This window comes from Thainema salinarum CENA647 (assembly GCF_057732415.1).
On sequence record NZ_JBYJZJ010000015.1, the window covers coordinates 283,710 to 303,676 of the forward strand.

The following is a 19,967-nucleotide window of genomic DNA, read 5'->3' on the forward strand; positions in this document are numbered from 1 at the left end:
GAGGTGCTTCGATGAGTCGGATTTTAATTGTGGAAGACGAGCCGCGCATCGTTTCCTTTCTAGAAAAAGGATTGCAGGCCAATGGCTTTACCACGGCCAGCGCACCCGACGGCAAGAGCGCCATCAATCTCGCCCTTGGCAGCGAGTTTGACCTGATCATTCTGGATCTAGGATTGCCCGATACCGATGGCATGACCGTCTTGGGCAACTTGCGGGGTCAAGGCTTGACCCAGCCCATTATCGTACTGACTGCGCGAGACGATATCTACGATAAGGTGACGGGCTTTGAAGCTGGAGCCGATGATTATGTGACAAAACCATTTCGCTTTGAAGAGCTGCTGGCCCGCATCCGAGCTAGGTTACGCACCATGCAGCCAGCGACAAATCCTACGGACAATATCTTGGCAATGGGCGTAATCACGCTGGATTTGTATACTCGCCAAGTGCAAGTGGCTGGTCAGCTGGTTGATCTCTCAGCCAGGGAGTTTACTCTAGCCGAGACCTTTATGCGCCATCCTGGGCAAGTCCTCAGCCGTGAACAACTGCTGGATCGAGTCTGGGGCTATGACTATGCTCCGGGGTCTAATGTTGTTGATGTTTATGTGGGTTATCTACGCAAAAAGCTCGGCAGCGACTGCATTGAAACGGTGCGCGGCATGGGGTATCGAATGCGAGATGGCTTTAAATAAGAAGTGAAATAATAAGCGTAATGAGTGTCAGTCAACTCAGCGACTTATAGCTTACTTAGGAAAAACAGCATGGAACCTAGAGGTTTCTGGGGCACATTAACGACCACGTCAGCAGCCTTATCCTTACTCTTTACGCTACTGTTGTCATCGCTATTTTCATTAGTGATGGGCGTCAGCTTTGGTTTTGCGCTACCTTTTGGCATCTGGATTGGCATTGCGTTTGGAGTGTCTTTTGGTTTCACAACAGCATTCTTGCTAAAAGTCAAAACCGTTTCTGTTGTAATTCAAAATCGAAAGACGTTTGTTGCGCGGATGAATATTAAGCTAGCAGAATTAGACTATCATCCAGAACATCAGTTTGAAGATTTTTGGACGTATAAACCTTCATTTCAAGCGGGACTACTAGCTGGTAGATTATCTATTCAGCTTGAGCAACATTCTGCCACAATTATTGGCCCATCAGTCTATGTCAACAAACTACGAAAGCGTATTCAGTAAAAGGGAGATTCTGAAGTAATATCAAAATCTCCCCATGCAAGGATGGAGCTTAGTGAATCGCATTTAGTTTTTAGGCTCACGAACTAGCTGCTGACGCTGGTCAAGCGGCAACGACTGATAGCGTCCGTGGAACTGACTGAACCGCCAGAATTGAATTACAGTTTTCCATAGATTCAGACCTGTGGCTGCTGATGTTTGAGTCACATTGGCAACTCGATTAGATACTCGAATCATCATCATCTCCTTATAGTTGATCCTGATTGTGGTACTCAAATTAAGTGCTTAAGCACTACTGGTAATAGCGTTGCTCCAGCCAAATTCGAATTTCCTGCTCAGATGTGAAAACACGAAACGACCGATCAATAGGGTCATAGACTGAAAAATAAAGATTGCCCCAGCGATCAACTCGTTTAGTAATCCGAGGCTCTTGAGACTGATCAAATAGCTTGGAAATTGCGGCTTTAACTTGTTTAAGAACTGCTGTCAACCAATGAGCAGCTTGTTGGTTTCTAGCAGCGTTCTCTGAGGCCGCGCCGGATGCGAGATGGGATGTAGAAACGATATAGCTGTTGAGTTGATTACAGTCATTCAGCGGCTTCATAAAATTGTCCTCCAAACTCACAGAATTGAAGCGGTTGAGCTGTCATGGTTTAATTTTCGTCAATTTATTAGCGACCGAACAGAGGCAATCATGTTAAATTGTCACCATAACAGTTCAGTTTTGAGCAACTGTTATGGTCGCAATATCCCAAAACTGTATCGACCGAACCATGCACCTCACTCCACTGGATCCAACAACCGACACCGTTTTGTACGAGCAGATTGCCAATCGGCTCCAGGAATTCATTGCCAATGGCACACTGAAACCCGGTGAACGTCTACCGTCCGTCCGTAAGCTGAAACAGCAGTTTTCCGTGAGCCTATCTACCGTCCTAGAAGCTTATCGGCTGCTGGAAGATCGAGGGCTGATTATGGCGCGGCCCCAATCGGGTTACTACGTGAAGCAAACAGCGCTTCAGCGTCATTTAGAACCCTCACGGACTGAGCCCCCCACCCAAATTTGTGAAATTGATACCTCTCTGGCCTATAAGCTACTCAGCGAAACTCTCGAACCGGGAATCATTCAGCTAGGAGCCGCGCTGCCAGTGACGGAACGATTCCCGATCGCCCAATTGAACCGGCTGATGGGAAAAGTGCTGCGTGAACATCCGATCGTGGCTCACTCCTACAACATTCCGCTGGGCTGCCAGTCGCTACGAGCAGAGCTTAGCAAGCGCATGTTAGACACGGGCTGTTCTATTCATCCAGATCAAATGGTGATTACCAACGGCGCACTGGAGGCGGTTTATCTGTCTCTGCAAGCTGTCACGCAGCCAGGCGATACTGTCGCCATTGAATCGCCAACTTATTTCTCAGCGTTAGAAACAATGAAAGCGCTGCGACTCAAGGCGCTGCCGTTGCCAACTCATCCTCGGCAGGGAATTAGCCTGCTGCATCTTGAAAACGCGTTGAAAAATAAGCAGGTGCAAGCCTGTTTTCTGGTTTCCAACTTCAGCAATCCGTTGGGTAGCTGCATGGACGACCTGAAAAAGAAACAGTTAGTTGAGCTGCTCAATCGCTATCAGACGCCGCTGATTGAAGATGATGTATATGGTGATCTCTGCTTCGAAAGCCCTCGCCCCAAGGCGATTAAGGCGTTTGATACCGAAGATCGGGTGCTGTACTGTTCCTCAGTCAGCAAAACCCTATCGCCCGGTTTGCGGGTGGGCTGGTGTGCCGGAGGGCGTTACCACTTGCGGGTCAGTCAAATGAAATCTGTCACGAATCAAACAACTGCGATCGCACCTCAGCTCACGGTGGCGGCATTTCTCGCGAATGGCGGTTATGATCGTCATCTGCGTCAGCTCCGTCGGGTGTATCAAGATCAAATGCACCGAATGCTGCAGGCTATTAGTGACTACTTTCCGGCTGAAACCTGTATTTCTCAACCCCAAGGTGGACATGTGCTGTGGTTAGAACTGCCGGAGGAATTTGACGCTCTCAAGCTTTATGAATGCGCGCTGCAGCAGGGAATCAGCATCGCCCCTGGACCAATGTTTTCGGCTTCTGGGCAGTGCTATCGCAACTGTTTCCGCTTGAATACCGCAGTGACCTGGTCAGAGGAAATTGAACAGGCAATGCAAACGCTGGGCCATTTAGTCAAACGCCAAATGGCAGCTCATTTGCTGCAAAGTGTTAGGTAGGGGCAAATAGCCATTCGCCCTGACCAGGAAATTGCGACACAGCAGAAGCTTAGGCGAAAACGACAACTGGAACCCGCTTATAGGCCGGAGTGCCTGCTCTGGGTTCAATGTGGGCCTTCATCAGTACGTTGGCTTCAGGATAAAACATGAGTGCCGCTCCAGGGCGTACATCCCCATAAATCACTTCAATGTTGTCTAACTGTCCGGCGTCGCCTCTCACACTAACCCGCTGGTGGTCTGCAAAGCCTGCGGATTGGGCCTCAGCGGGATTAAGCAGAATGCAGTAGCGATGTGGCATAGCGCGATAGCGATCGCGTTCTTTGTAAACCACGGTATTGTGCTGGGCGTAGCTGCGTCCGGTAATTAGCGCCAGGACAAGCGTAGACAAGTCCGGCTCTACGGCAGCAGCATCTCGATCTAGGCCAAAATCCTGGGGAGTCGGTAACGTCAGCTTAGGTAAAGGTGTCGTTTGCATTTGAGCTTTGCCAGAAGACGTGGGAAACTGGGGTTCAAGAAAAATTCGTCCAGAAATTGTAAATTCGGTTTTAGTCTGGTCGATTTCGCCCATCTTCTCGTAGCCAGGAATGGTTTGGGCAATTAGTTGCCGCACGTAGCGAGTATCCTGTAGCTTGCGCCAGTTGATCGGCCTATCACCGTGGATCCGATGGGCCAGTTCGGCCAAAAACTCAACCTCTGAAATCAAATCGGCATCCGTTAGATGCGTTTTGCCCTCATCATTCAGCCGCACAAAGTTATTACCTGACTCAGTCGTTGTTTTGTGGGGATTTTCGAAGCGGGCGTAAACCGGAATGATAATCGTATTGTGCTTAGCTAAGCCATGAAAATGGCCAAGATTAGGCTTGGTCGCGAGATAAATAATCGTGTCGATGTTGCCAAGGGCGCGTTTTGCCTGCGTCAGATCAGGATTCGCGGCATAGAGATTGCCGCCCAGACAAAGTAATGTATCGACCTGCCCCGCATCGGCAGCTTCAATTAGGGCGCGAGCATCATAGCCCGGTTCGCGTTTCAGCGATCGTCCCAACAGCTTTTCCAAGGATTCCCGCAGTCCCGTTTTCAGCCGTGCCGTAACCCCCATTGAACCGAAGCCCTGCACATTGGAATGGCCTCGAATCGGCATCATTCCGGCTCCCAGCTTGCCAACGTTTCCGGTCATCAGCGCCGTGTTGGCAATGCTGAAAATATTATCGACGCTATTGGCTTGCTGAGTGATGCCCATTGCCCAGGCAAAGACAACGCGATCGCACTTATGAATCATCTGAGTCGCGACTTCAATTTCGGCTTGGGACAGACCGCAGGTGCTGGTAATCGCGTTCCAATCAGTCGCGTTTACCTGATCGACCACCGCTTGCCAGTTGTCGGTATAGGACTGAAGATAATCAAATTTAACCCAGCCCCGCTCCAGTAAGCTTTTCTGAATGCCAACAAACAGCGCTACGTCGCTCCCCGGAATCGGCTGGAGAAACAGAGACGAAATCTCGGAGCCTTGCACAAGTGACGATAGGGGAAAGGCGGGAGAACCAAATTTAACCAGGCCGACCTCGCGGACGGGATTGATGACAATCACCTTACCGCCGCGATCGCGCAACTTGATCAGCTCATTCATCAAGCGGGGGTGATTGGCGGGGGCATTAGAGCCAATTAAAACAACCCCATCGGCATGCTGTAAACTTTCCAGACTGACTAAAGACGTACCCGTACCAAACACCCTGTTCAAACTGACAGTGGAAGGAGCGTGACAGAGATCAGAACAATCGGCCAGATTATTGGTTCCCAAAGCCCGCATCATGAGCTGTAACAAATAGGCGGCTTCATTGGAGGAACGCCCAGAACTGTAGGAAGCCACCCGATCAGCAGGACGCTGAAAAGCTGTTTCTGCAATGTGATAAATCTCATCCCAGCTAATCCGCTGGTAGCGATTTGAACCAGCCCGATGGATAACGGGAAAGCTGAGCCGACCCAGCCGATCGGCTTCCAGGGAGGTCAGCCGCTGTAGCTCTGGCAGAGTGATGTCATCGAAAAAGTGAGGCACCAAACCGGGATCCAGCTCAGCCGCAATCGACTGGACGCTTTTCATACAGCGCTGTAGCTTTTCCCCTTGCTCATTGGTAAAGCCACCCTTCTGCCCGCCAGTGCCCCAAGCACAAGACAAGCAGGCGCTTTTGTGAAACAGGGTTTGCCAAATTTGGGGGCCTTTGAGAGATAGCGTTTTTTCTGCCCAGTACTGAATAACGGGTAGCCCCCCACCTATGCTAGGAGCATTGCTAGGCAAGTCTTGAGCAGGCTCAGCTATTCGCGCAGATTCAGGGACAGATTGGGAATCTGACGAGTTGGATGATGAGTTGGATGTGGTCATACCCGATACCTCCCCTATCCCTTATTGCTGTACTGCCCGCTGGTTATTTCTCACATTTTGACCCAAAACCCAAAAGGGTTCCCAAAGTACAAAGTGCAAGATGTCAGTACTTCCTACTATAGCTCTACTGAATAGCTGGCAACCTTAAGTTGATGATGAACAGGTTGCCCCAGCGGGGCAACCTGTTCATCATCAACTTAAGGTTGCTATAAAGTGCGATCGCAGATCGTGCGATCGCAAATCGTGCGATCGCAAAATGCGACCCGAAGACTGTTGCCGAAAATTAACTAATCTTTGAACGACAGAAGGGGCGAATGGTAGCCATTCGCCCCAAAGGCACGCAGAGTTATTGTCTAAAGCGCTTCACCAAACTTGTGCTGAAGCCTGTACCAGAAGCTGTACTAAGTACTAGTAGGTTGAGCGGTGATGGCTACGCTGGTGATTATCTCCAGACACCGTATCTTGCACACGATCCCAGGCATCTCGAACTGCAAACTTCGCTTTTTCCCAAGCTAGACCGTGATGTGCATGGTTCCGCTCATACTCAGAGCGAATTTGGGGTTCAACTTGTTCGTAGGACATCCCCCGATTGAGCCCATAAAGGGCATAGCTGTTGTAGCCCATGCGGTAAGCTGGCGCGTAATAGTCGTAGTCATGTCTCGGATCAATATAGGGCCGAGATTGATAATTGTTGCGCCAGTAGTCATCATTGGTGTGATAGCTCTGAATGGAACCTTGGGCGCGATTCCAAGCATCCTGAGTAGCGTATTTGGCCTTATCCCAAGCGAGGCTACTTTTGTTGCTGTTGCGCCGTTTCTCATAATCTTCCCGCAGATGAGGCTCTGCCTGAGAATAGTTTAAACCGCGCCCAGTGTAGTTTGAGTAGCCTTCATACCCGGTTCGATAGGCATGGGAATAGTCCCGATCGTAATCATAATCCGAGTCCACATAGGAACGCGACCGATAGTTGTTGCGCCAGTATTCGTCCTCAACGGTGGGATCGACCTGTTCAGCCACGCCCTTTCCAGCTAGGCCGCCTGCAATCGAACCGATAAAAGCACCAGCGACTGCACCAACCGGGCCACCAACAACTGCGCCAATAGCTGTGCCAACGGCTCCAACACTAGCAGCACCTACTCCTGTACCAACTGGATGAGCACCCGGCTGGCCTGTAATTGGATCGGGATTAGCGTCAGGATTACCTTTAGCATTTTTATGATTGTCCATGAATTAAAACCTTTTACGAAACAGAAATTTGCTATTTTTACCGGTGCGATTAGCTAAATAGTGGGTAAACAAATATGTAGCGATCGCAAGTCAATAAGCTATGTCTAAACACTATTCTTTTTTATTCAGAAACACATCAGGTTTAAGACAGAAGCCAATAGACAGATTTGCAGATCAGCTAGAAGCCAAAGGAGGTACTAACAACAAGGTTGGGATACTAGGAATAAATTTCTCCTGAACGGGTAGAAATTTCAATAATCGTCTTCCACGTTTTGATGCCAACAATTCCGTCTGATTCCAAACCGTTGCGAGCTTGAAATCGCGCTACAGCTTGCGCCGACTTCGTCCCATAGATGCCGTCTATGGGAGCCGTATAGTCGCCAGTTTGAGCCAGGAAGCGCTGAATATCCGCAGTTGATTCACCCATGACGCCAGGTGTCAAGGTCGGAACTGAATCCGTGTTCATATATTCCTGCAAATAGCTACCATCTACCTCAAGGCTGTTTCCTTTTCTAGAAAGGGGAAAACCAACAATGATTGCCATAATTGCTGCAATCTGAATTGCTTGAAGAATGAGTCGATTCATAACTAATCTCGTCAATTCATCTGCAATAACATCTGCAATAAAAAAAGCGGCCCGTCATCAAGCCACCTTGACGTAGGCCGCCACATTTTATGTGAAGATTAAGCAGTGTAAGGAGCGAAAGAATCAGCAATCCAGTAAGTTCACAATCAGCCAAGATTGGAATTTTCTAGATTGTTCTGATGCCCTCGTTATCCACTAACATAATCAATAAATGTCAAAATTCCGATAAGAGTTTCTGTATTTGTTCAATCTGGTAGGGGCGAATGGCCATTCGCCCCTACCAGATTGAAGTTGAGAGTCAATATGTAGCGACAATATTGCGATCGCAATCAATTGCGCTGAATAACTTATTGAGCAGCCTGATCGCTGTTGAACCAGTTAGAGTGCGGTTCGCCAAGCAGAATCAGTGAACAGCCAAGCTGTTGAGCAACCTGACTAGATAGACTGCTAATGTTCAAATCTCCGGTGCGGCTGCGGCGACGGTAGGTACGCATGATGACTAAATCGTGAAACTGGGATTCGTGCAAAATTCCCTGGGCAGCATCGACCTGATCTAAAATTTTGGGAATGATTTCGATATCGGGAGCCGCATCTCCCGCCAAGGTTCTCATGCGCTGGTTGAGCCATTCCGCGCGATGGGCAGAAGGCTGATGGGCCGTGATATGCAGCAGCGTGACGCGGGCTTTTTGCGGCTGGGCGAGAGCGAGGGCAAGCTGTACTTTGTAAGCTTCTGCTGCCGTGAACTGCTTGATGGGAACGAGCATACTCGCCATCTGGCGCGGCGGCATCCGGAGGCGGATAATGGCGAGCGGACAGTGGGCAGACCAGAGCACATCGTCAATCAGCGTGCCGAACAGCCGAGCTTTGATGCCGCTCTGCTCACTCCAGCCCATGATGATTAGATTAGCTTTTTGCTCCCGTGCCGCGCGGCTAATGCCCTCGGCAACATTATGGTCAATCCGCAAAAGTGGTTCTACAGGCACATTGAGCGCTGCACCAATCTCAGTCGCATTAGCCAGCAGCGCTTCCCCCTGGCGAAAAATGCGGTTCATGCGGGGAGAATCCAGTTGGGACTGAGCATTTGCGATCGCAAGTGGTTTAATCACCCCACCTCGCTGCTCGGCCAGCAGAGCTGCAATTTCTAGCAAACCCTGCTCAGTCTTGGGATTATACACAGGTACCAGCACCGTAAAGGATTGGCTGGGCGTTGGTTGCCAATCCGAATCAGGCGGCGCTTCCGGCACGAGCACCTCCTCCGGCAGCGGCAGCGAGCGGGCAGTTTGTTTCACCACCAGCGGCCCCAGCAGAGACGTAACCAGCATCATCACCACCACGGCATTGAGTACATCATCGCTCAGCAGCCCCGCCTGATGCCCCACTAGCGCCGCTGCCAGAGTTGTCGCAACTTGAGGAATGCTCATGCCCCACATGGTCAGCATTTCTATGCGCCGAAATCCATAGAGCCGCTGGGCAAAGAACGCGGCTAGGAATTTGCTCAGCAGCAGGGCCGTCACGATACTAACAGAGATGCCCAAAGCTCTAATGCTACCAAAGAAAGCAGGCACATCAATCAGTAAGCCGATATCGATAAAAAAGATGGGGATGAAGAGGACACGACCGACAAAGACAATTTTTTCTTTCACTAGACTGTTGCCGACCACATCATTGACGGCCAGTCCGGCCAAAAAGGCTCCCACAATCTTTTCGACCCCAATAACCTCTGCACCAATTGCCGCCAGAAACACGACCAGCAGAATAAACAGAAACTGGTTGCCCTGATTGTCTCCCGATTGACGAAAGAACGCTTTTCCCAGCCGATCAAAGCCGACCAGAATCACCAGCGCATAGATAGCCAAACCGACCAGCAATAGCCCCAGGCTCAACAGTGTGAAGTCGCCAGCACCAACATTGATGCAGATGGCCAGCACAATCAGGGCTGAGATGTCGGTAAAAATCGTCGCGCCCAGAGTGGTAATGACCGCTGGGTTCCGCGTCACCTCATATTGACTGACAATGGGATAGGTGAGCAGACTATGGGACGCCAGCAGTGAGCCTAGGAGCACGGCGCTGACGACCGGAAAGCCAATGACTAATCCCAGACCCGTCCCTGCGATTAACGGCAGGGCAAAAGTCAACATCCCGAATCCAGCGGCGCGATACTTCATCTTCTGGAACTCGTCCATGTCGATTTCCAGACCCGCCACAAACATCAGGTAGAGCAAGCCAATATCGGACAGGAGCTGCATCACGGGATCTTCGGTATTCAGCAGATTCAGGCCGAATGGCCCCAATACAATTCCCGCAATCAGCAGCCCCACCAAACCCGGTAGCCGCAGCCGCTCAACCAGAATCGGAACAATGAGAATTACGGCTAACAGAACGGCAAAGGCGACGATCGGCTCTCCGTGCAGATGCTCGACAATAGTGATCGTAGATAGGAGCATAAATTAGGCTGCTGAATGGGCAACGGGTAAACTCAAGTCCATTCTTGCACCAAAACCTGAAGCGGGTAGTTGCTACCCTACAGACAGCCAATCCGCTTAAGCATGTCAACCTGTTGCGCAACAGGTACTAGCGAATGTGCAGCCATCATACCGCTGGCCGCGACGGCAGGTAGACCAATACCGGGAAAGGTCGAATCGCCACAGCAGAGCAGCCCCGCAATATCCGTCTTGGCACCCGGAAACAGCGCCTCGCCCGCCCGAATCGCTGGCCCGTATGAACCGCGATCGCGCCTGAGAAATCGCTCATGGGTGAGCGGCGTCCCCACTAGCGTCACCTGGCAGCGCTGCCGAATGTCGGGAATCACCTGCTCCAGGGCTTGCCACATGATAGCCGAGCGAGTTTGCTTTAGTTCCTGATAAGCTGCACTCTGGCGGTCTAGCCCTTGCCAAAGCTCATAGGGTTCATTACCAGGCGTGTAAACGTGAATCGTGTGTTTACCAGCGGGAGCCAGCGACGGGTCAATTAGCGACGGAATCGAAATCAGCACCACGTTTTGCGGCGCATCAATGCCCAGATGCCAGTCTTTCACGTAGATGTGATGACAGGGCAAATCGGCGGGAAGTCCAGTCGCATCAATGCCCAAATGGAGGTGCATAAAGCTGTGGCACTGGGGCATTGCTTGCCGCTGCTGGAGCGATCGCGGAATCTTACCGACTGGAATCAGCTCCAGCGTATCCCACACAGACGCATTGGCAATCACAGCGGTTTGGGCGCGAATTCGCTTGCCGTTCCGCAACTGTACTCCCACCGCTCGCTGCTGCTCAACGACAATTTCATCCACGTGAGATCGCAACCACAGTTCTCCCCCATCTCGCGTCAGGCCATGCACCAAGGCATTGACCAGCGCTTCGCTGCCGCCAATCGGATAGTCTAGCGCCACGTTGGGACGATACCAATCGGCAAACATAAAGGCCATTTCCGCCGCGCTGGTGCCGTCTGCTGGCAAACCCGACAGCAGAAAGCAGAGCAAATCTAGCCAGTGCCGCACAAACGGGTCATGCACCACGCCGTCCATAATTCGGCTGAATGGCCCCGTTAGTTTCATCACTTGGCCCAGATGCTTGAGCAGACTGGGTGCATAGCGTCCCGCTGTCTGAATTGCGCCCAGATCCAGCCGAATCGCTGCCGGAGGAATTGCGATCGCAGCTTCTTTCAGTGGCTCCATCACCCGCTGAAGCTCGCGCCATTCGGCTACAGCTTGGTTTCCCCGCAGTTGCTGCAAAATCTCACAAAACTGATCGGCTCCCACAGAAGTGTCGAAATGGCCTTCCGGCAACCAACAGCCCCACGTATCATAGGTTTTGCACGGTAGCTCAACTGCAATCGCATCGAGTACCTGCTTGAGCGGATTGGGCGAGGGAAAACTGGACAGGCCAGAGTAAAGAGACGGGCCAGAGTCGAACTTGAAACCGTTGCGCTCAAAGCCATGCGCGGCTCCACCTGCAATGGAGTGGCTTTCACAAACAATTACCCGCAAGCCGTAATGAGCCAGCAGTGCGGCACAGCACAGTCCGCCAATGCCGCTGCCAATGACGACAACATCCGTTTCCCGATCCCAGCCGTTTTGCACGTTGTTTAGCCTAATTCAATCACCTTGAATTTAGCTCACATCTCGCACTAAAACCCAAGAGGCGATTTTGCGGCGGCGGCGTACTTGCTCAGCGCGACACTCTGCATAGATCCTCCTATAGCCCTTCGAGCATGGCTTCGCTTAGAAAAAGGGGAACTTTGAGTCAGAGTTGAAATAGCCCCCTTTTCAAGGGGGCGGCGACAGCGGGGGATCATATAGCTGCGCCAAACATATACGCCGCAGCACGGCGATCAAATTACTGGATAGCCTTGTAAACCGAGAGTTTAGCTGGCACAGCGATTATGGCTATCTATGCAGCATGAGCAGCCACTTGCTGTTCAAAAATTTGCTGCATTTTAGGATGGTCGCTGAAGTCAAACCCTTTTTGCTGAGCCAGATCCAGAGCTTGATCAACCCCCATCTGTTGCCGAATCGCAGCGTACATTAACGCGATCAGTCCCGATCGCACACCACTCTTGCAGTGAATCAGGGCAGGCTTGGGCAACTCGTCAATTTGCTGCATGAGTTGCTCCACCTGCTCATCGCTGATGGCATCTGGCTTTACAGGGATATTTGCATACGTTAAACCCGCCGCTTCTACCTGCTGCGCTTCATCTTCGAGTACGCCCGATTCATTCTGCGATCGCAAATTCATCACCGACTGAAATCCAGCCTCAGCAGCTTGCTGAAGTTCTGCGGCATCAGGCTGATTATCTGCAATAGCAAGCTGATCATTGATTGGCTTAACGTGTTTCATGTTTTTTGGGTAATTACTGCATTGAATGCAATTGCTATATCCCCATACGTACCGAATTGCAGATGAACCTGAAATCTAACCAAGGTAGAGTTTGCCTTCCAACTGGGTAGCATTGCGCATTTATAACGCTCAGTTCAGTCAAGTGGCGTAGAAATTCCTCGATTCAGCCGAGGCATATTAAAAGCAGAGGTAGAAGTTCAAGTCAATCATCGTAGCCCGATCTATTTTGGTAGACCGGGCTGTTTCTTGTTTGAACTCGCTTAGGAACGCGGATTTAATAAGATGAAATCGTTTGGGTAGGGACACGGCATTGTGTCACCCGACGTAAGGGTATGCCCCTAGTGCGACGTAAGGTTATGCCCCCGATGTCGATTTGCGGCGGCAGGACTTGCGATAGGTCATCTGCAAGGTTCGAAGCGCATGAGCATCTAAGCCAGAGCAGACAAGTCGAGCAATCACCTGTCCAGAGTGATTTTCAATCACCCATGTCAGAGCGCTCGGATCGAGATGCACGGTGACCATCTGTCCAGCATAGGGACGACCGACCGAATAATTGCGGTTGTACACCGAAATCTGCCCCGTCTGACTCACCTTGCGAGACCAGCGATGGCCCGCTAGATGAGCCAATGCCTGCGCGACATGCCACTGCTCGGCTTCCGTGTCAGGCGCATAGGCTCTGCCGCCGTGAGCTAAGGCGGGGTAGTATTGGTCGCGAGGGCGCTGATGAGGACAACTGGGGTAGAGCGTGCGCTGGACTGTTGCCGCTTGGTCTAATCGAGCTTGCAGCGTCTGCAAGTTGGCACAGGTGGCGGGTTCAATCCAGCTTTTGACCACGCCATGAGCCCGTTCAACTTGGCCATTCTGCTGGGGACAGTAGGGTCGATTGTGGATCACCTCAATGCCGAGTCCGCTCAACCAGAGTGTCAGTGGCGAGGGCAGGGCGTGGCAGTTGCCCCATGGCGATCCGTTATCGACCCGCAGCGCTTGAGGTCGTCCCCAGCGGGTAAATACCCGGCGCAGGGCTGATTGCACGTCCGAGGCTGGGACGGCTTCAAAGACGTAGTGGGGGAAAAACTTCGCTTTGTAAGAGCGCTCCACTGTGTTCATCAATGAGTGAAATCCAACTCGCTGGCGTGCCGTCAGCCAACTGCTGATGAGACGTGGCATCCAGTTGCCAAACCTGATGCACCTGCTGGGCTCGCTCTCGGGTCACAGGCGGATGCTGCTCCCGCAGTGGGTTGAGGTGCTGCTGGCGAAACCAACGCTGCAACGTTCGCTCATGCGGCACCCATAACGCCTGATACCGCTGTCTGAGCACCACCCGAATCAAGCCTGCACCCCAGCCTCGATGATGGCGTTTCAACCACAGCGCACTGCGATAGATCAAACGCTCACAGCCAAATCCCCGCCGCAGACGCCCCTCTCCCCTCAACGCGAGTCCGGCTTCGCCCCTGTCGCGGTACCGTCGCCAGATCTGGCGCACACCCCAGTAGGACAGCGAGAGGGATCCGGCAATGGCGGCTAAGGTCTCGCCCTGCTGATGCCGTTCAATGATCTCATGCCGGATGGGCACAGCAATTGCTTTAGCCATGGCTCTCTCCTTCCTCAATATCGGAGAAACTCTTACCTCTGTATTAGCGCTGAATTCGGACAACAGGGGTATAGTTTTGTGGCGCATCAGGGGCATACCCTTACAGCGCGTGACACATTGCCGTGTCCCTACGGATGGAATGATTGGCAGGCTATTTAATTCACAGTCCTTAACTACATAGAAACGGGCAAGCGCGACGAGGTGTGCGCCCAGAGAACGGGTAAGCAGGCTTGGCAAATTGCTTCCACATGGCGGTGATCAGTACCGCAGCAGCCACCTAGCACATTCAACCGCTTCAACTTGCTTTTCAATTCGCGATACTGACGGCCAAGCTCGACGGGATTGCCATCATCCAAATTTTCAGCTTCATCCAGCTCAGCATGACTCCGAGTAGACGCATTAGCCCGCAGACCCCGAATCCGATCCAGCCACAGTTCGTCCTCCATTAGCACATCAGCAAAATGGGTAGGATGGGCGCAGTTGATCATGTAGTAAGCCGGATAGCTATCCGTGGCTTGATCAACCTGTGCGATCGCAGATTGCAGACTTTGCCCTGTGGGTAACTTCCCATCAGTTTCAACCGTAAACGAGATTACCACGGGCATTTCCATCGCTTGGGCAGCCCGAGCAACCCCGATCGCTTCCTCAACGTAATTCATCGTAATGGCTGTCACTAGGTCGGCATTAGCTTCCCAAAAAATTTCAACTTGCGTTTGGTGATAGGCTGTAGCTTCTGGAATCGTCATGGCCGTTGCCGGAACGTAGCCATCACCACGGGGACCAATGCAGCCGCTAATCACCATCTTGCTCTGCTCTGTTTCATACTGGTTGCGAATGACGTGAAGCATCTCAATGGCCTGATGATTGGCTTCTTCTAAGGTGTAGTTGGAGTAACCCAGTTTGGTTCCCCAATCCGCATTGGCTCGCCAGGTGGCGCTTTCTAAAATCAGTCCAACATTGTACGTATGCGCGAGAGCGGCATAGGTGCGAAAGTAGTTCTGCAAAGCTTGATAACCCGACTGACTTTTCAATAAATCAAAAGCGGCAAACTCTGGTAAATCAAGCCCTTCATGGAAAATCAGCGTCGTTTCAAGGCCACCATCGGTGATGAATAGATCATTAGAAAGCTGGGGCAAATTATTTCTGTACTTAGACATGATGTGTTCCTAATCGGGGGCTAATAAGGTCGTTATTGGGGCTGACGGATCATTGGAAAAATTGAGGCCGATGCTCCAGCCTGGATGGTGCCAAGTAGCTGAAATCCGTGGCGCTCATAAAACGGAATATTCGCTGAATTTGAGGATTCTAAATAAGCGGGAATGCAGTTGCGATCGCACTGTTCCAAAACGGGCTGCAAGAGCACCGAACCATAACCCTTGCCCTGCTGAGCTGGCTCTACTCCAATAAACGGCAGATACCAGTGGGGAAACTTAGGATGGTAGTGCTCGATTTGTTCGAACACTGCAAAGACATCGCCCAGATCGGTTGGTGCAACGCTACGCTGAATCAAGTCAATGACAGGCTGAGGATCGGGTTCAACTCCAGGCGGAATCCACAGCGCTGCACCAGAATAATTTTCGCTACAGTAAACCGTGTGACATTCAAACGCTTTCCCGCCAAATGCCTGCACGAACTGGGGAAAATAGGTCAAGTATCGGTACGGATCGGGGAATAGCCAACGGTTGGCCGGATCGGTATTAAAGGCCAGCACGAGTGTTGAAATAATCCGTTCTCGTTCTGCGATCGCAGCTGTCCGAACGGGGCAAATTGTGTGTGAGAGTGTCGATTTCATTGGCGTTTCATGTTGGGGGCAAATCGGGACAAACTGGATGAACTACAGCAGTTCACTACAGCAGTCTCATCCAGATCTGTTCCTAACTCTCGCGGTTGCAGAGGTATGCACTTGATCTGCGATCGCACATAGCACAATCCTGCACAGGCGATGCATTTGGCCAGGATATTGATGAATGATGACCACAAAAAAGGCGAGCCGCATAGAATGCGGCTCGCCTTTTTTTAGAATTTATCGGGCATTACACCCTATGAACAGTCAGCAATCCTACGCTAGGGCAGCTTCGCGCTCTTTGGTTTCCCGGATCACTTCCTCAGCCACGTTATTGGGGCAAGGAGAATAGTGGGAGAACTCCATTGAGAATTGACCCCGACCGGAGGTCATCGTCCGCAGGTCGCCGATGTAGCCAAACATTTCGCTCAGCGGGACATCTGCTTTCACCCGCACACCCATTGCGCCAGATTCCTGCGCCTTGATCATGCCGCGACGACGGTTCAAGTCACCAATTACGTCACCCATGTAGTCATCGGGAGTGAAGACATCCACGTGCATGATCGGCTCTAGCAGCTCAGGGCCAGCCTTGGGTACAGTCTGACGATAAGCCGACTTGGCTGCAATCTCAAATGCGATCGCAGAAGAGTCAACCGGGTGATACGCACCATCGGTGAGGGTGACTTTGAGGTCAACCATTGGGAATCCGGCGAGAGGGCCTTTGTCAATGCTATTTTCAAAGCCCTTCTGAACCGCAGGCCAGAATTCCTTCGGTACGTTACCGCCCGTAACGGTGGACTCAAACTGGAAGCCCGTGCCAGCGGGTGCAGGCTCAACGATGTAATCGATCTTGCCGTACTGACCAGAACCACCCGACTGCTTCTTGTGAGTGTAGCTGTCGGAGATGGTCTTGGTGATAGATTCGCGATAAGCAACTTGGGGCTTACCCACTTCCACTTCCACACCGTGAGTCCGCTTCAGGATGTCCACCTTGATGTCGAGGTGAAGTTCACCCATACCCTTGATGATGACTTCGCCGCTTTCCTGGTCGGTTTCAACCTGGAAGGACGGATCTTCTTGCACCATCTTGCTGAGCGCCATACCCATCTTCTCACTGTCGCCTTTCTTCTTAGGAGATACAGCAATGGAGATTACAGGATCGGGGAAGATCATCGGTTCCAAAACCGCTGGATTCTTCGGATCGCAGAGGGTATGTCCGGTCTGAGTTATCTTCATACCGACCAGCGCGACGATGTCACCTGCCTGAGCAGACTCAATCTCTTCACGAGAGTTGGCGTGCATTTCAACCAGACGGCTGACCCGCTCGGTCTTGCCCGTAGCGGCATTGAGGATGGTGTCACCCTTGGAAATCCGACCGGAGTAAATCCGGGTAAAGGTGAGCGCACCAAAACGGTCGTCCATAATTTTGAACGCCAGCGCCCGCAGCGGTGCATCGGGATCAACTTTAGCCACCTTGCCCGTTTCGTTACCTTCGGGATCAACTTCAGGCTGAGGCGGAACATCCATCGGCGACGGCAGGTAGTCTACAACCGCGTCGAGGACGTTCTGTACACCCTTGTTCTTGAAGGATGAACCACAGTAGGTGGGGAAGAAGGCCAGATCACGAGTACCCTTACGAATACAAGATTTAATCTCGTCGATGGTGACCTCTTCGCCTTCGAGGTACTTCACCATGATCTCTTCGTCTTGCTCAACCGCAAGCTCGATCATGGCTTCGCGATATTCCTCAACCTGGTCTACCATGTCTTCAGGCACATCGGTGATCTCGTAGTTCTCGGGCAGGCCGGAATCATCCCAGATCCAAGCCTTGCGAGTCAGCAGGTCTACAATGCCAACGAAGTCTTCTTCGCGACCAATTGGCAGCACCATCACTAGCGGCGTGGCAGCCAGGACATCTTCAACCTGCTTTACAACCCGATAGAAATCGGCACCGAGACGGTCGAGCTTGTTAACGTAAATGACCCGAGAAACCTTGGATTCGTTAGCGTAGCGCCAGTTGGTTTCAGACTGAGGTTCTACACCACCGGAGCCGCAGAATACACCGATACCACCGTCAAGTACCTTCAGGGAGCGGTATACCTCAATGGTGAAGTCAACGTGTCCGGGAGTGTCAATAATGTTGAGCTGACAGTCTTTCCAGAAACAAGAAGTAGCAGCGGATTGAATGGTGATACCCCGCTCCTGCTCTTGCTCCATGAAGTCTGTGGTTGCCGCACCGTCATGCACCTCACCGATCTTGTGGATTTTTCCGGTCAGCTTAAGAATTCGTTCGGTTGTAGTGGTTTTACCCGCGTCCACGTGGGCAAAAATACCAATATTCCGATAGCGGGTGATGTCCTTTTTCATAATCTATTCTCTGATTAAGTGCGACAAACGGTTAGCAATGCGACAAACGGTTAGTAACCACCTTCAAGGGTTTTCTGAAACCAAATCAACATTCAACGGCTCAACGGTCACGGGTTTTAGACCTAGACTTAGCCAGATCGGAATGACGTTAGAACCTGTCAAATGGTGACCCAATCGGTTTGGCCGCTAATGCGGGCCAATCTTTTGGACTGTGCTTGCCACAACAGTACAATCATCAATTATACAATCGTAAATAATTGTAAAACACCACGCTGCCTAGATAGAAGGGATTGCCCATCATCTAATGCATAAATCGGGTGTCGTTACCGAATGGACTGGAGCAAGCGGGACTGATGCCGAAGGGATGATAGAGCTGATGATCCGTGTTTAGCAGGATGGAGTTGCATCGTCAGCTGCGATCGCACATTCAAACCAGTCAGCAGATGGAAGAAACAGTATTCGGTTATCCACTTCTGTCTGTTTGATTTGTCGAATCAGCTTAGATAACGTTAATCACATCAGTCTATCTAAAGCCTTTTAGAAACCTGCTGATCGATACGTTCATCGATACGCTCGATACCAACAGGTTTCGTTACTTGTACAAAATAATTCTCTTCCCTACCATACTGCTCTCGTTATTGGCCTAATCCGGTAGCCAATTTGCTCCTCGACTAGATTAGCACCTTTAGATCCAGGCTGGCATCCTTTACTGAGGGTTTATTAGGTGAGGATTGCCACACGATTAGGTTCGGGATGCGCATGTTTTTCCAACGTTAACCGCTACAATTCAGCGCAGTTTGTTTTTTCTCTGGTGAGTCTGATGCGATGAAGGGGAATCCTCAAAACCAGATGAAACTGTCGCAACTGCGAATCTTAGTAGCGGTGGCCGATGAAGAAAACTTTAGTGAGGCGGCGCTGCGGCTGAATATGTCACAGTCGGCAGTCAGTCATGCGATCGCAGCTTTGGAAGAATTGCTAGGAGTGGTTCTGTGCATTCGGGGACGCCAGGGAGCGCATTTAACCCCCGTGGGGCAGCGAATCGTGCGCCATGCCCGCGAGATTTTGGATCGGATGGATGACATTGAGCGGGAAGCCAAGTTAGCCAAGGGGCTAAAAGGCGGCCAGATTCGGATTGCCACCTTCCGCAGCGTCGCGGCCCACCTGCTGCCCAAGGTGATCACCGAGTTTCATCAGCGCCATCCAGAGATTTCCGTCAGCTTGGACGAGCATGACGATCATTTCGCAGTGGAACAAGCGCTTTTCGAAAGCAAGGCTGACATTGGCTTAACGGTCTTGCCAATTAACAAGGGATTAGAAGCCTGGGAAATTCTGCACGACGAGTTTATTGCGCTGTTTCCACCATCGTTCCAACCCGCACAGGATGAGCTGACTTGGGAAGAGCTTGCCGCTTACCCGCTGATTATGCCGCCTGTAGACTACATCATGATGCGCCGAGTGTATGACCACATCAACGGCTTGGGCTATCAGCTGAACGTGGTGTACGAAGTAGAAACCGATGCCACGACGGTGAGTCTAGTCGCGCAAGGTATGGGAGCAACGATTTTGCCGCGTCTAGCTGCCGAGCCGATCCCCGCTTCGGTGCAGGTGTATCATCTGCCGATTCCGCTGAATCGGGTCATTGCGGCTGCGGTTCTGGCCAATACGCTGCATGAACCCGTTGTATTTGCTTTTTTGGATATTTTGAAAGCCGACTGGGCCGAATCTGCGATCGCGCAGGCATCAAATTAATCTGCCCTCACCCTAAATCCCTCTCCCA

Annotated in this window: 17 protein-coding genes; 4 read left to right on the plus strand and 13 right to left on the minus strand. The window is 51.4% G+C overall.

Annotation, left to right across the window (positions count from 1 at the left end; translation table 11 throughout):
- Window positions 1-11 precede the first annotated feature (11 nt).
- Window positions 12-689, plus strand: coding sequence for a response regulator transcription factor (locus AC286M_RS03100; protein ID WP_488202985.1), 678 nt, complete (start codon window positions 12-14; stop codon window positions 687-689).
- Between the two features lie 69 nt (window positions 690-758).
- Window positions 759-1,187: a hypothetical protein gene (locus AC286M_RS03105; RefSeq protein ID WP_488202986.1), complete on the plus strand. Its 429-nt coding sequence runs from the start codon at window positions 759-761 to the stop codon at window positions 1,185-1,187.
- 63 nt (window positions 1,188-1,250) lie between these two features.
- On the opposite strand, the gene AC286M_RS03110 is transcribed toward AC286M_RS03105, so the two are convergent.
- On the minus strand, window positions 1,251-1,427 hold the full coding sequence (locus AC286M_RS03110) for a hypothetical protein (protein WP_488202987.1): 177 nt from the start codon (window positions 1,425-1,427) through the stop codon (window positions 1,251-1,253).
- Between the two features lie 49 nt (window positions 1,428-1,476).
- The gene (locus AC286M_RS03115) at window positions 1,477-1,788 is read right to left on the minus strand and encodes a hypothetical protein (protein WP_488202988.1); all 312 of its coding nucleotides are present in this window, start codon (window positions 1,786-1,788) and stop codon (window positions 1,477-1,479) included.
- A 133-nt stretch (window positions 1,789-1,921) separates the two neighbouring features.
- Between AC286M_RS03115 and AC286M_RS03120 the strand changes: the two genes are divergently transcribed.
- Window positions 1,922-3,430: an aminotransferase-like domain-containing protein gene (locus AC286M_RS03120; protein WP_488202989.1), complete on the plus strand. Its 1,509-nt coding sequence runs from the start codon at window positions 1,922-1,924 to the stop codon at window positions 3,428-3,430.
- Window positions 3,431-3,479: 49 nt separating this feature from the next.
- On the opposite strand, the gene AC286M_RS03125 is transcribed toward AC286M_RS03120, so the two are convergent.
- The 11 genes from AC286M_RS03125 to fusA form a co-directional block, all read right to left on the minus strand.
- Window positions 3,480-5,804 (minus strand): FdhF/YdeP family oxidoreductase, encoded by a 2,325-nt coding sequence (locus AC286M_RS03125; protein WP_488202990.1) that lies wholly within the window; start codon window positions 5,802-5,804, stop codon window positions 3,480-3,482.
- A 408-nt stretch (window positions 5,805-6,212) separates the two neighbouring features.
- Window positions 6,213-7,031 carry a hypothetical protein gene (locus AC286M_RS03130; RefSeq protein ID WP_488202991.1) on the minus strand — a complete coding sequence of 273 codons (819 nt, stop codon included), beginning with the start codon at window positions 7,029-7,031 and terminating at the stop codon, window positions 6,213-6,215.
- Between the two features lie 217 nt (window positions 7,032-7,248).
- Entirely contained in the window at window positions 7,249-7,617 is a 369-nt protein-coding gene (locus AC286M_RS03135) for a peptidoglycan-binding domain-containing protein (protein WP_488202992.1), read from the minus strand.
- A gap of 347 nt (window positions 7,618-7,964) precedes the next feature.
- Complete coding sequence (locus tag AC286M_RS03140) at window positions 7,965-10,061, minus strand: cation:proton antiporter domain-containing protein (protein WP_488202993.1); 2,097 nt, start codon at window positions 10,059-10,061, stop codon at window positions 7,965-7,967.
- A 77-nt stretch (window positions 10,062-10,138) separates the two neighbouring features.
- Window positions 10,139-11,692 carry a phytoene desaturase family protein gene (locus AC286M_RS03145; RefSeq protein ID WP_488202994.1) on the minus strand — a complete coding sequence of 518 codons (1,554 nt, stop codon included), beginning with the start codon at window positions 11,690-11,692 and terminating at the stop codon, window positions 10,139-10,141.
- A 310-nt stretch (window positions 11,693-12,002) separates the two neighbouring features.
- Window positions 12,003-12,449 carry a protein tyrosine phosphatase family protein gene (locus AC286M_RS03150; RefSeq protein ID WP_488202995.1) on the minus strand — a complete coding sequence of 149 codons (447 nt, stop codon included), beginning with the start codon at window positions 12,447-12,449 and terminating at the stop codon, window positions 12,003-12,005.
- A gap of 354 nt (window positions 12,450-12,803) precedes the next feature.
- The gene (locus AC286M_RS03155; protein ID WP_488202996.1) at window positions 12,804-13,616 is read right to left on the minus strand and encodes a hypothetical protein; all 813 of its coding nucleotides are present in this window, start codon (window positions 13,614-13,616) and stop codon (window positions 12,804-12,806) included.
- Window positions 13,501-14,040, minus strand: a complete 540-nt coding sequence (locus AC286M_RS03160) for a transposase family protein (RefSeq protein WP_488202997.1) — start codon at window positions 14,038-14,040, stop codon at window positions 13,501-13,503. Before AC286M_RS03160 ends, AC286M_RS03155 begins: the two co-directional genes overlap by 116 nt.
- 173 nt (window positions 14,041-14,213) lie before the next feature.
- A complete protein-coding gene (locus AC286M_RS03165) occupies window positions 14,214-15,197 on the minus strand; it encodes a homocysteine S-methyltransferase family protein (protein ID WP_488202998.1) in 984 nt (327 codons plus the stop codon).
- Window positions 15,198-15,229: 32 nt separating this feature from the next.
- The gene (locus tag AC286M_RS03170; RefSeq protein WP_488202999.1) at window positions 15,230-15,832 is read right to left on the minus strand and encodes a GNAT family N-acetyltransferase; all 603 of its coding nucleotides are present in this window, start codon (window positions 15,830-15,832) and stop codon (window positions 15,230-15,232) included.
- 267 nt (window positions 15,833-16,099) lie between these two features.
- A complete protein-coding gene (gene fusA / locus AC286M_RS03175; protein WP_488203000.1) occupies window positions 16,100-18,190 on the minus strand; it encodes an elongation factor G in 2,091 nt (696 codons plus the stop codon).
- 825 nt (window positions 18,191-19,015) lie between these two features.
- On the opposite strand from fusA, the gene AC286M_RS03180 reads away from it, so the two are divergent.
- A complete protein-coding gene (locus AC286M_RS03180) occupies window positions 19,016-19,939 on the plus strand; it encodes a LysR family transcriptional regulator (protein ID WP_488203001.1) in 924 nt (307 codons plus the stop codon).
- The last annotated feature ends 28 nt before the right edge of the window (window positions 19,940-19,967 follow it).

Excerpts from the sequence above, each read along its gene's own strand:
- AC286M_RS03100 (WP_488202985.1), top strand. The coding sequence starts at position 12 with ATGAGTCGGATTTTAATTGTGGAAGACGAGCCGCGCATCGTTTCCTTT.
- AC286M_RS03105 (WP_488202986.1), top strand. The coding sequence starts at position 759 with ATGGAACCTAGAGGTTTCTGGGGCACATTAACGACCACGTCAGCAGCC.
- AC286M_RS03110 (WP_488202987.1), bottom strand. The coding sequence starts at position 1,427 with ATGATGATGATTCGAGTATCTAATCGAGTTGCCAATGTGACTCAAACA.
- AC286M_RS03115 (WP_488202988.1), bottom strand. The coding sequence starts at position 1,788 with ATGAAGCCGCTGAATGACTGTAATCAACTCAACAGCTATATCGTTTCT.
- AC286M_RS03120 (WP_488202989.1), top strand. The coding sequence starts at position 1,922 with ATGGTCGCAATATCCCAAAACTGTATCGACCGAACCATGCACCTCACT.
- AC286M_RS03125 (WP_488202990.1), bottom strand. The coding sequence starts at position 5,804 with ATGACCACATCCAACTCATCATCCAACTCGTCAGATTCCCAATCTGTC.
- AC286M_RS03130 (WP_488202991.1), bottom strand. The coding sequence starts at position 7,031 with ATGGACAATCATAAAAATGCTAAAGGTAATCCTGACGCTAATCCCGAT.
- AC286M_RS03135 (WP_488202992.1), bottom strand. The coding sequence starts at position 7,617 with ATGAATCGACTCATTCTTCAAGCAATTCAGATTGCAGCAATTATGGCA.
- AC286M_RS03140 (WP_488202993.1), bottom strand. The coding sequence starts at position 10,061 with ATGCTCCTATCTACGATCACTATTGTCGAGCATCTGCACGGAGAGCCG.
- AC286M_RS03150 (WP_488202995.1), bottom strand. The coding sequence starts at position 12,449 with ATGAAACACGTTAAGCCAATCAATGATCAGCTTGCTATTGCAGATAAT.
- AC286M_RS03155 (WP_488202996.1), bottom strand. The coding sequence starts at position 13,616 with ATGCCACGTCTCATCAGCAGTTGGCTGACGGCACGCCAGCGAGTTGGA.
- AC286M_RS03160 (WP_488202997.1), bottom strand. The coding sequence starts at position 14,040 with ATGGCTAAAGCAATTGCTGTGCCCATCCGGCATGAGATCATTGAACGG.
- AC286M_RS03165 (WP_488202998.1), bottom strand. The coding sequence starts at position 15,197 with ATGTCTAAGTACAGAAATAATTTGCCCCAGCTTTCTAATGATCTATTC.
- AC286M_RS03170 (WP_488202999.1), bottom strand. The coding sequence starts at position 15,832 with ATGAAATCGACACTCTCACACACAATTTGCCCCGTTCGGACAGCTGCG.
- fusA (WP_488203000.1), bottom strand. The coding sequence starts at position 18,190 with ATGAAAAAGGACATCACCCGCTATCGGAATATTGGTATTTTTGCCCAC.
- AC286M_RS03180 (WP_488203001.1), top strand. The coding sequence starts at position 19,016 with ATGAAGGGGAATCCTCAAAACCAGATGAAACTGTCGCAACTGCGAATC.